This is a genomic window from Salinicola acroporae, from assembly GCF_003206615.1.
In the GTDB taxonomy this organism is placed as follows: domain Bacteria; phylum Pseudomonadota; class Gammaproteobacteria; order Pseudomonadales; family Halomonadaceae; genus Salinicola; species Salinicola acroporae.
Window position 1 is genome coordinate 723,673 of the sequence record NZ_PZJW01000006.1, and the last position, 10,444, is coordinate 734,116.

General features: G+C 65.5%; 10 protein-coding genes. 1 reads left to right on the plus strand and 9 read right to left on the minus strand.

The window, feature by feature from the left end; translation table 11 throughout:
- Nucleotides 1-28: 28 nt before the first annotated feature.
- The 5 genes from DOM54_RS12625 to DOM54_RS12645 are packed head-to-tail and all read right to left on the minus strand — an operon-like array spanning nt 29 to nt 4,724.
- Nucleotides 29-1,309 (minus strand): TRAP transporter large permease, encoded by a 1,281-nt coding sequence (locus DOM54_RS12625; RefSeq protein WP_110600325.1) that lies wholly within the window; start codon nt 1,307-1,309, stop codon nt 29-31.
- On the minus strand, nt 1,306-1,875 hold the full coding sequence (locus DOM54_RS12630) for a TRAP transporter small permease (RefSeq protein WP_110716624.1): 570 nt from the start codon (nt 1,873-1,875) through the stop codon (nt 1,306-1,308). The genes DOM54_RS12625 and DOM54_RS12630 overlap by 4 nt, the downstream gene beginning before the upstream one ends.
- 36 nt (nt 1,876-1,911) lie before the next feature.
- Nucleotides 1,912-2,868: an NAD(P)-dependent oxidoreductase gene (locus DOM54_RS12635; RefSeq protein WP_110716625.1), complete on the minus strand. Its 957-nt coding sequence runs from the start codon at nt 2,866-2,868 to the stop codon at nt 1,912-1,914.
- Nucleotides 2,869-2,880: 12 nt separating this feature from the next.
- Nucleotides 2,881-3,672, minus strand: a complete 792-nt coding sequence (locus DOM54_RS12640) for an IclR family transcriptional regulator (RefSeq protein ID WP_110716626.1) — start codon at nt 3,670-3,672, stop codon at nt 2,881-2,883.
- Nucleotides 3,672-4,724, minus strand: coding sequence for a D-2-hydroxyacid dehydrogenase (locus tag DOM54_RS12645; RefSeq protein WP_110716627.1), 1,053 nt, complete (start codon nt 4,722-4,724; stop codon nt 3,672-3,674). Before DOM54_RS12645 ends, DOM54_RS12640 begins: the two co-directional genes overlap by 1 nt.
- A gap of 158 nt (nt 4,725-4,882) precedes the next feature.
- On the opposite strand from DOM54_RS12645, the gene DOM54_RS12650 reads away from it, so the two are divergent.
- Entirely contained in the window at nt 4,883-5,899 is a 1,017-nt protein-coding gene (locus DOM54_RS12650; RefSeq protein WP_110716628.1) for an L-idonate 5-dehydrogenase, read from the plus strand.
- Nucleotides 5,900-6,147: 248 nt separating this feature from the next.
- Here the strand turns inward: DOM54_RS12650 and DOM54_RS12655 are convergent, their stop codons facing one another.
- The 4 genes from DOM54_RS12655 to DOM54_RS12670 all read right to left on the minus strand — a co-directional run bounded on the left by DOM54_RS12655 (nt 6,148) and on the right by DOM54_RS12670 (nt 10,321).
- Entirely contained in the window at nt 6,148-7,407 is a 1,260-nt protein-coding gene (locus DOM54_RS12655; RefSeq protein WP_110716629.1) for a type II toxin-antitoxin system HipA family toxin, read from the minus strand.
- Nucleotides 7,404-7,703 carry a helix-turn-helix domain-containing protein gene (locus DOM54_RS12660; protein WP_110716630.1) on the minus strand — a complete coding sequence of 100 codons (300 nt, stop codon included), beginning with the start codon at nt 7,701-7,703 and terminating at the stop codon, nt 7,404-7,406. Before DOM54_RS12660 ends, DOM54_RS12655 begins: the two co-directional genes overlap by 4 nt.
- 304 nt (nt 7,704-8,007) lie before the next feature.
- The gene (gene galE, locus DOM54_RS12665) at nt 8,008-8,988 is read right to left on the minus strand and encodes a UDP-glucose 4-epimerase GalE (RefSeq protein ID WP_110716631.1); all 981 of its coding nucleotides are present in this window, start codon (nt 8,986-8,988) and stop codon (nt 8,008-8,010) included.
- Nucleotides 8,989-9,169: 181 nt separating this feature from the next.
- On the minus strand, nt 9,170-10,321 hold the full coding sequence (locus tag DOM54_RS12670) for a glycosyltransferase family 2 protein (RefSeq protein ID WP_110716632.1): 1,152 nt from the start codon (nt 10,319-10,321) through the stop codon (nt 9,170-9,172).
- Nucleotides 10,322-10,444: the final 123 nt, after the last annotated feature.

The window sequence follows — 10,444 nt, forward strand, 5'->3', positions numbered from 1 at the left end:
TTGTTGTGCGCTTTCACGCCTTCAGGCGCTAGCCGATCAGCCAATGCATCGGCACCGTGATGATCTGAGGCACCAGCACGAACAGCGCCAGCAGACCGATATAGACCAGAACGAAGGGATAGACGCCGCGAACGGCGTTGGTCATGGTCGTGTTACCCACGCCGCACACCACGTTGAGCACCGTGCCCACCGGCGGCGTGATCAATCCGATGCAGCAGTTGATGACGAACATCAAGCCGAAGTAGATCGGATCGATGCCCGCCGCTTTCACCAACGGCATGAACAGCGGCACCAGTATCAGGATGGCGGGCGCCAGATCCATCACCATGCCCACCAGCAGCACCACCACCATGATCGCCGCCATCAGCAGCTTCGGATCGTCCGCCAGCGGCCCCAGCAGACCGGCGAGCTGCTGAGGCAACTGGGCGATGGTGATCACCCAGGAAGCGACCATCGCCGCGCCAACCAGGAACATCACCAGGGCAGTCGAGCGCCCGGCGCGGATCAGCACGGCCAGCAACTTGCGCGCGTCCAGCTCGCGATAGACCACGGCGGAGACGGCAATGGCATAGACCGCCGCCACCACCGCCGCCTCGGTGGGCGTGAAGACCCCGAAACGAATACCGACGATGATGATCACCGGCAGCAGCAGCGCCCAGACACTGTCGCGCAGCGCCTTCAGCCGCTCGCCACGGGAGGCCTTCGGTTGCGGCTCGAGGTCCGATTTACGCATCATGAAACGCCAGGTGATCATCAGTGCCAGGCCCATGAAGAGCCCCGGCACGATCCCGCCGATGAACAGCTTGGCGATGGACAGATTGCCCGCCACCCCGAGGATGATCAGCGGCAGCGAGGGCGGAATCACCGGCGCGATGATGCCGCCGGCGGCGAGTAGCCCCACCGAGCGGGAGGCGGGATAGCCGCTCTTGCGCATCATCGGGTACAGGATGCTGACCAGCGCCGCTGCGTCCGCCACCGCCGAGCCGGAAAGCCCGGCCAGCAGCAGCGAGGTAATGATGGCCACGTAGCCCAGCCCGCCGCGCCAGTGCCCCACCAGCGCCATCGCCAGGCGCACGATACGATCCGACAGACCGCCCACGGCCATCACTTCGCCGGCCACCATGAAGAACGGAATGGCCAGCAAGGCGAAGTTGTCGACGCCATTGACCAGCGACTGGGAGACGATGTCGGCGCTGAACATGCCCATCTGCAGCATCAGCGCCCCTGCCGCCGCCAACAGGGCAAAGGCCACCGGCAGGCGCAGCAGGATGGCGCCGATCAGCACCGCCAGAAACAGTGCAAGGGTCATGGCCTGGTCTCCTCGTCACGGCTGCGCGGCGACGCTTCGCTCGACATCGCGCTTGGCGCATCCTCGATACCAGGCGCTATCACACCGGCAGTCCCGACGCCGGGCGCCTCCGAGTACCCCGGGCGTAGCAGCCCGAGCGTCGCGGTCACGCTCATCAGCGCGCCGGAGACGACGCCAGCGAGATAGAAGAGCCCCGTGGGCAGGCCGGTGAGCGGCGAGATGTTGTGCCAGTTGGCCAGCGTCTGGCGCCAGCAACCGATCAGCAGCATGAGCGAGGCGATCAGGATCACCAGCCACAGCAGCCGACCCACGACTAGGCGTACGGGGCGCGGCAGGCGGTCGAACAGCTCGCCGACCGCCAGGTGCTCGCCCTCTTTCAGGCAGAGCGACGCCCCCAGCATGACGATCCAGACGAACCCCAGCCGAGACAGCTCGATGCCGGGGCGCAGCCCGGAAGCGAACCCGTAGCGCAACACCACGTTGACGAACACCAGGATCATCATTGCCGCCATCAGCGCGGCGATGGCCCACTCGATCCCACGCCAGAAAGTTCGAACCGTCGTCATGGTTGCCTCCCGCCCTCTCGGGTCAGCCTGTCATCGCTACTGCCCGCCATCGGGTAGACGATCGAGCTCGGCGATATAGCGCTGTGTCACGGTAATATCCTGGTCGCCGAAGCCGCGCCGGCCCAGATCCTCGTAGAGCGCCGCCAGGGTGGTCAGCTGGGGCGCCACCACCCCACCCCGCGCCGCCTCGTCGGTCGCGAAGCCGAGATCCTTGATCATGTAGCGGGCCAAGCCGGATGGGGTGTAATCCTTGTCGATCAGGCGCTGGCGTCGCGACGCCAGAAAGCGTCCACCGGCATAGCCGCCCCCGAGGCAGTCGAGCAGTTTGGCCAGATCGAGCCCGGCGCGCTCGGCGATCACCGTGGCCTCCGCCAGCGCCACCATGGTCGAAGCGACCACCATCTGGTTACACGCCTTGGCCACTTCGCCGGCCCCCAGCGGACCCAACAGCGTCGGCGTGCCGAAAGTCGCCAGTAGTGGCCGGGCCACCGCGAAGGCAGCTTCGTCGCCCCCGACCATGACCGAGAGCGTGCCCGCCTCGGCACCATCGGCACCGCCGGAGAGCGGCACATCGAGCAGCCGGATCCGGCCACCGGTGCGCGACTCGAGTTCGGCGGCCAGCTCGCGGACGCCAGCCGGCGAGGAGGTCGAGCAGATCACCAGCAGCAGCGGCCCGGAGAGCCCCGCCAGCAGGCCCTCCTCGCCTTCGAGCAACGCCCGCAGCTGCGGCAGATCGGGTAGCACGGTGATGATCACGTCGCTGGCGGCCGCCAGCTCCCGAGGGCTGTCGCACCATTCGGCGCCGGCATCCAGGGCCGGCCGGGTCCGCTCCCGCGAGCGGCCGTGAACGCTGACCCGGGCGGCGACGCCCGCTGCCAGCAGGTTGCGGGCCATCGGCATGCCCATGCTGCCAAGCCCGATCATGCCCACCCGGCACCGGCTGCCGGCGCCAGGATCGGCATCGGATCCGGAACTCTCCTCGAACGTCGCCATGGCATCGTTCTCCTAGTCGCGACCGCCGCCATCGGCGGCAAGGTTCATGGGATTGGCAATACGCTCCGCCATTGCCTGGAGCGCTTCCACCGCCCGCATCTCGATGTCGTCGTCGCAGCGCTCCTGCATCAGCGACGTCCCCAGGGCGTAGGCCTGCTCGCCGCTGTACTGGGGCGCGACCGTCACCGCCAGCCCGCGCACGCCCGGGAAAACCTCGCCCACGTCGCGACCGTAGCCACGGCCGCGCACCGCGCGGATCTTCTCCACCAGGCCCTCGAGATCGGTCACGGAGCGGTCGGTCCAGCCGGGACGCGTGGAGGGATCGTGAAAGCGGCGGCGAATCTCGTCGTCGTCGAGTCTCGCCAGCAGCGCGTTGCCCACCGCCGTGATCGAGGCGGGAAAGCGACTGCCGATACTGGCGGTCATGCGAAGTGGCATGCGTCCGGCGTGGGCGGCAAGGTAAAGCACCTCGGTCCCGTCGAGCACCGCCAGTTGGCAGATCTCGTCATGCAGCAGCGGGGTTTCGTTGCAGGCCTGGTAGAACGCCTGGACCGGGTCATCAGTGCGGAGATAGGCGCCGCCCAGCTCCACCAGCCGCCGTCCCAACCGGTAGCCATTGCCGCTACGGGCGATCAGCCCGTCCGCTTCCAGCGTCAGGCAGATATTGAACAGCGACGAACGGGCGACCGAGAGCTGGCGCGCCATCTCGCTGACGCCCTGCGGGTTGCCGCCGGACTTCTCCAGCAGCGCCAGCACCCGAATCGCCCGGCTCACCGCCGGCGTTCGCTCGCCCTCGCCCGCCATCAGTAGAATTCCACGGTATCGACACGGTTGAGCAGCGGCTCACCATCGAGATAGCGACGCGCGTTGTCGACGAACAGCTCGGCGATGAGGCGGTCCTCCGCCTCGCTCAGCGCCGCGGTATGCGGCGTCAGCAGGACATTGGGCAGATCCCACAGCGGCGAATCGGACGCCAGCGGCTCCACGGCGGTGACGTCGAGCACTGCCAGCCCCACCTGGCCGCGCTCCAGCGCGCGGATCAGCGCCGGTTCGTCGATCACCGTGCCGCGCCCCACGTTGACGAGAGTCGCGCCGGGCTTCATCGCCGCCAGCATGGCATCGTCCACCATGCCCAGCGTGGCAGCCGTGCCGGGCAGCGAACTCACAATCGCGTCGGCACGGGCCGCCGCCTCGTGCAACCGGTCGGGGGAGATGATCTCGTCGACATGCTCGACTGGGCGCTGGTGGCGCGAGACGCCCATCACGTGCGCGCCGAGCAGCGACAGCTTGCGTGCCACCTCGCGACCGATACCGCCCAGCCCCAGCAGCAGCACGCGCTGTTCACTGACCTGCCCCATCATCCAGCGTCCGCTCCAGTGGTGGGCACGCTGCTGGTCAAGAATCCGCGGCAGTTGCTTGGCGCCGGCCATCACCCCGAACACGGCGTACTCCGCCAGTGGCCCGCCGTGGACCCCGGCGGACGTGGTAAAGCGCACCCGCGCCAACTGCTCGGTGGACAGATTCGCTGCCTTCACCTGGCCGCCGCCGCCAGCCGCCATGACGTGCACCCAGCGCAGCGCCAGGTTGGCCTCGACGACACGGGCCAACCGGGCTGGATCGACATCGGGTATGCCGTAGAGCACCTCGGCATCGGCGAGCAGCGCATCGAAGCGGGCTTCCTGCTCCGGGGTACGCCGGAAGGCAGGATCGCCGCCAAAGTCCGCCGGATGGCGCATCGGCGGCAGTAGCGACTGATCCCGCATCAGCGCGAGGCGAGGCTCGCGGGCCTCGATCCATTCGCACAGTTCCTCGCTCAGCGGTGTCGCGACCGCTACCCGCAGCTTGCCCTCGTTCATGAACCGTCCGCCTCTCCAAAGCCCCACTATCGTCCAATGAGCTGAACGTCGTTCAGCAGAATGTACAGTGGTATTCTGGGGTCGTAAGCACGCCTTTGGTCGCGAATAGAGACTGAGCGGCTGGTACATTGGTCTGAAGCATCGATGGAGGTAGCGTCATGAAAGCCCTGGTCATCCATGGAAAGCAGGACCTGCGCAGTCAGGAGTGGGAAACGCCCCAGCCACGCCAAGACGAGGTGCGCGTGCGCATCGCCTGGGGCGGGATCTGCGGTTCGGACCTGCACTACTACCATGACGGCGCCAACGGGGCGTTCGTGGTGCGCGAACCGCTGATACCCGGCCATGAACTGTCGGGCACCGTCGATCTCGATCCCTCGGGGGGGCTGGCGCCGGGTACGCCGGTCACCTTCCATCCCGCCACCTTCGGCGAGTGCCGGCCGGGACTCGAAGGGCAACCGCACCTGTGGCCAAACGGCGGCTACCTGGGTTCCGCCTCCACCACCCCGCACACCCAGGGTGGCATGAGCGAATACCTGGTGATGAAACGGGAGATGATCCGGTTACTGCCGGCGGGCCTGCCGCTCAGGCGAGCCGCGCTGGCCGAACCGCTGGCGGTGGCCCTGCACGGCATCAACGTGGCCGGCGGGGTCGAGGGCAAGCGCGTGCTGGTCTGCGGCGCCGGGCCGATCGGGCTGCTGGTCGCGGCCGCGGCGCTGGCCAAGGGGGCACGCGAGGTGACCGCGACCGACCTCCACGAGGGGCCGCTGGAGCGGGCGCGAGCGCTGGGAGTGCATCACACGCTGCGGGTCGGCGAGCAGACGCCGGAGCCTGAGTCCTTCGATGTCGCGCTGGAGTGTTCCGGCGCGCCGGCGTCGATCGACACCGCCATCCGGGCGGTACGCCGCGCCGGGGTGATCGCGCAGATCGGGATGATGGGTGCCGGCCCGCAACCGCTGGAGCTGGCGCTGCTGATCTCGAAGGAGATCCAGTTGCGGGGCTGCTTCCGGTTCAACGACGAGGTCGACGACGCCATCGCCCTGCTCGCCAGCGACGCGCGTTTCGACCGGGTCATCACCCACGAGAGGCAAGCCGACGACGCCGTCGAGGCGTTCACCATCGCCAAGGACGCCCAGGCCTCGGGCAAGGTCCTGATCCGGCTCTGGCCACGGGAGTGACGATGTCGTTCTGAACGAGCGCGACCTTGCGGCCAACGGTCGACTGCCAGGCTTTGTCTGAAAAGTCGACGAGCGAAGGCCAGACAAGGCAAAAATCGGCGAAGACGGACCGGGCTGGCGCACCAGTTTACGGGGTGTAAATGAGTATCTTGACCGGGCTGGCGCACCAGCCGATTTTTAACGCCGTATAGGCAAGCGCAGTACTTTTCAGGCATGGCCTAGGTTTCGGTGACGTTCAAAATCGTCATCTAACCGATACGCCACTCCGGCTGCAGCTCTCGCCAATGGCGGCGCAACTGGGCCTTCTGCTCGGGCAACATCGGGCTCTGCGCCAGCAAATCGGGCCAACGCTCGCGCGCACGACCCAGCGTGTCTTCCAGCACCACACGGATGGCCGGCCAGGGTGTGCCAATCGCGCGCGCCCAGGCCTCGAAATCGGCCCAGCCGATGCGGTACCAGCGCTTGTTGCCATGGAGATTGAGCGCCATCTCCTGCTCATCCGCGATCCAGGCCCGGGTGAACACGATGTCATAGGCGGGAGACAGCACGGGGTTGATACGATCCGGATACAGCAAGCTCCAGTTCTTCAAATGCGCATCGCCATTGGCAAGCAACACGTTCACCAGCAGCCGTCGGGCGAACTGCTGCACCGCCGCCAGCCCATCCTGGGTATAGTCGCGCAACAACTTGCCCACCTGCTCATAATTGGCACCGCTGTACTTCTCGTGCGGATACTGGAACAGCACCTGCGCCATGTCTTCCGCATGCACGCGTGCCTCGCCATCCCTGTCGTAGCGTCTGATGGCATAGGCCCAAGGTTCCTGTGGCAGCGCGATGTCGGGCAACCCCTCCAGTGCGGAAAGATTCACCATTCTGATTTCGGGAATGTCGACGCCGGCCGCCTGGGCCAGCGTCATCGCGGTAAACTCGTTGGCGGGCACGCCCCGGTGGCGAGTCGATGGGGTCTTGACGATCCAGTTTCCCAGCGCATCTTCATGCCCGAAGTGAAACCTCCCCTCACGTTCGCGCATGGAAAACTTCATCTGCACACCAGCCAGCGAAAATCCGCGCGCAGGCGCGAGAGACCTCACGACGGGCGTGATGCTCGTGCGATGCACCAGCACGTGTTCAGGAACCTCGTCAGGCTGGACGGGCTCGGCCTCGATGGCACCGGGGAGATCGTGACCCAGCTGTGCAAGCAGGGGAAATTCATTATCGGGATGAACCTTCAAACCCTGTGCCAGCCACTCCCTGAGAGCGCCTTCCGGCAGGAGGTTCGACAGCCAAGGGTGTAGTCGCTGCTGGCGTATCCAGGGCGAGCCCAGCACGTGGGCCGCTCTCGGAGAAGCAGGGTGAGATGACAGCGTCAACGTCGGTCGATCCGGATCGCCGCGGAACGATTCGTCGAAAACCATGACGTTGCGTCCCCCCCGGTATCCCGCCAGATAACCCACGGGCCTCGATGACAGGCTGACTCGCAACACTGAAACCGATTCGGACGCCATCATGACTCCTCGTCCAACAATCCGTACCAGGGGTTCTCGTCCGCCGGCGGGTTAGCCTCATGGTCGGCCTCTTTCAATAGGCGCTGCACGGCTAGGCGTTTCTCCCGCGGGATCAGCATCAGCTCGGCATTGAGACCCTCCGCGACCAGCGAGAGCGTGTCCAGACGCGGGTTGCCATCGCGCTCCAGGCGCTGGTACTGCTGACGCGTCATGCCAATACGCGACTGCATGTCCTGCTGGGTCAGTCGAAGCTTTCGCCGTCGCTGAAGGATCTGTTCCAACACGGGCTTTCGATTCATACCTCGACCCCCTATTGTCTCACCTCGCAGAAAGCATCATATAAGCTGCTTAAAAACAGAAAAGCAACTTATTGATTGCATAAATTCCCATACTACTCTTGCGCTCCCCTCTGAGCAAAAGCACGTTTTCGTCGCCCGGCCCTGGAGCTGAAATCCGGCATCAGAATCGCTTGAGCTCAGTGCGACATATCGGCGAGCGACGGCAAGGCAAGGCAACGACCAGCGAAAGGAGACCGGGGGCGAAATAGCCGCCACTATCCAGCCGGGGCCGGCTGGCAGATTCTGAACCGTGGCGGCGTGACGCTCACAGCAAGGCGCGTTTCTGCTCCCAGGCCCAGGCGTGCTGGACGATCGTATCGAGATCCGCGTAGCGGGGGCGCCATCCCAGAGTCGTCTTCGCCGCGCCGGCATCGGCCACCAGTCTTGCCGGGTCGCCCGCCCGGCGCGGCGCATCGGTGAACGGCACGCGGCGGCCGGTCACCCGCTCGACGCTATCGAGGACTTCCTGAACGCTGAACCCGGTGCCACTGCCCAGGTTGAATCGCGCCGTCGGCTTGCCCTCGAACAGGTACTCCAGGGCCAGCAAATGGGCGTCGGCGAGATCGCAGACATGGACGTAGTCGCGGATACAGGTGCCATCCCCGGTCGGATAGTCGCGGCCGAACACCTTCAGCGCCGGCCGCACGCCCATTGCCGTCTGCAGCGCCAACGGCACCAGGTGGGTCTCGGGGTCGTGGCGCTCGCCGATCGCACCATCCGGGCTCGCACCCGCCGCATTGAAGTAGCGCAGCGATACCGAACGCAGGCCATGTGCCGGCTCGAAATCCGCCAGCACACGTTCGATCATCAACTTGCTGGCGCCATAGGGGTTGAGCGGCTGGGTGGGATGGGACTCGTCGATCAGCGGCCGGCAGGGCTCGCCGAAGACCGCCGCCGTCGAGGAAAACACCAGCGCCCCGACACCGTGCTCGATCATCGCCTCGAGCAGGGTCAAGGTCTTGGCGACATTGGTACGATAGTAGATCGCCGGATTGCTGACCGACTCGCCGACCTCGATCAGCGAGGCGAAATGGAGCACGCCATCGAACGCGTGCTGGCGAAACAGCTCATCCAGCAGCGCCCGGTCGCCAACATCGCCGATGCAGGTCGTCGCCCCGCCACTGCTCTCCCGCCAGCCGCTGGAAAGATCGTCCAGCACCACGACATCGTGCCCGGCACGCTGCAGGCTAGCGACCATATGCGAACCGATGTAACCACAACCGCCCGTCACGAGTAGCTTTTTCATCACCAATCTCTAGCCACGGAACGCGCGCCCTGATGGAGGCCAGTGCCTCCGTTGTCATCGACGCGACGCAAAAGCGCCATCTTAGCGCACCATGGCTCGATCCCCTCAATGACAGCGACAAAAGCCGGCCCCGCAACCTCGCTTGTGGGCAAAGGGTGAGCGACCTGCCGCCGACTCGACCTCAGGGCATTCGATGTCGCCTCGAAAGCCCGAACCATCCGGCCAGGATCGACAGCCAGGATCGCGTCCTCGGGGCCTCTCGACCGGGCACTGAATGGTCCCGTCGTGTCACGCTTGCGGGCGAGGGCTCACTCGCCGCTTTATCCTCATGCGGGACCACGACCACTTCATGCCGAGTCCCCCTCAGGAACGCCACCGCCTTGTCCCGCTCCGGGGTATCGAGCTTTTCCTTGATCAATACCGTCGCCCGTTCGGCCCGCTCCAGAATGGCCAGCTTGTCGGCCGCGATGAGCGTTTCGATATCGAGCTCCGACAGAAAGCGTTCTCGATCACGGTCGTAGGCCCGGAACTCCTCCTCGGGCCAGAAGAAGCGACGGTGCACGGTCACGTTGCGATGAGAACGATAGCCGGGGCGATTCATTTTCAGCAGGCTTCTCTGGGAGGGGCGGCCTCTCAACGACAGCGACAGGTACTCCGCCTCCGAGCGATACATCCGATGGATGATATAAGCGCTTTTCGGCTTCATTACGCTCTGGGCTGCCAGCTCCGACTGCTGCTCATCGAAGATCATCGGCGCGCCATCGGCATCCAGCGGTGTCACCTGTGCGCCGAAGATGGGGTGGTGGACTCGCACGTGCCTGATATCGATGCCGTCGAGCGGAAACAGGGTCTTCAAATGGGAGGAGAGCTCGTACCCCGCGCCACGCTGAAGCGGCGTGAACGGGGCGCGCTGGCCCAGTTCGCAGTGCCATAGATGGCAGATTGGTTGCGGCTGCCCGTCGCCGGTGATGGCGGCCACGAAACGATCGACGGGCGTGGCAAAGTCGTTGGGCACCCAGAACTCATCGACATCCAGGAACAGCAGCCAGCCGACCCCTTCCTGGCGCGAGCGATCCAGCTCCTTGGCATAGGCGATGGTCTGCAGCTTGGCGCCGACACCCGGGTCGCAGAGATCGACCCAGTCGATGAACTCGTAGCTGACCTGCGGATAGGTGCCACGGATTCGCTCCAGCACGGCGGCCGAGGCGTCAGAGGTGCGATTGATATAAACGTGAATCGCGTCGAAGCCGAAATGAAGGTGGTGAAAAACCCACTCCGCCAGGTAAGGCCCCTCATCCTTGGCGACAGCGCAAAGCTTGAACGTAGGCTTCATGAACTTTTCCCTTGGAGCGCTATCGCCCCTTGTTATCGTTGGCACTTGCGATTTAGGCTTCGCGGTCGTAAGCGCGAGAGCCACGGCAGCCCGGCAGGCCACGGATTGATCTTGCCCAGCAGC

Bases quoted from the DNA above. Each gene is read 5' to 3' on its own strand.
- DOM54_RS12625 (WP_110600325.1), bottom strand. From the start codon at position 1,309: ATGACCCTTGCACTGTTTCTGGCGGTGCTGATCGGCGCCATCCTGCTG.
- DOM54_RS12630 (WP_110716624.1), bottom strand. From the start codon at position 1,875: ATGACGACGGTTCGAACTTTCTGGCGTGGGATCGAGTGGGCCATCGCC.
- DOM54_RS12635 (WP_110716625.1), bottom strand. From the start codon at position 2,868: ATGGCGACGTTCGAGGAGAGTTCCGGATCCGATGCCGATCCTGGCGCC.
- DOM54_RS12640 (WP_110716626.1), bottom strand. From the start codon at position 3,672: ATGGCGGGCGAGGGCGAGCGAACGCCGGCGGTGAGCCGGGCGATTCGG.
- DOM54_RS12645 (WP_110716627.1), bottom strand. From the start codon at position 4,724: ATGAACGAGGGCAAGCTGCGGGTAGCGGTCGCGACACCGCTGAGCGAG.
- DOM54_RS12650 (WP_110716628.1), top strand. From the start codon at position 4,883: ATGAAAGCCCTGGTCATCCATGGAAAGCAGGACCTGCGCAGTCAGGAG.
- DOM54_RS12655 (WP_110716629.1), bottom strand. From the start codon at position 7,407: ATGATGGCGTCCGAATCGGTTTCAGTGTTGCGAGTCAGCCTGTCATCG.
- DOM54_RS12660 (WP_110716630.1), bottom strand. From the start codon at position 7,703: ATGAATCGAAAGCCCGTGTTGGAACAGATCCTTCAGCGACGGCGAAAG.
- galE (WP_110716631.1), bottom strand. From the start codon at position 8,988: ATGAAAAAGCTACTCGTGACGGGCGGTTGTGGTTACATCGGTTCGCAT.
- DOM54_RS12670 (WP_110716632.1), bottom strand. From the start codon at position 10,321: ATGAAGCCTACGTTCAAGCTTTGCGCTGTCGCCAAGGATGAGGGGCCT.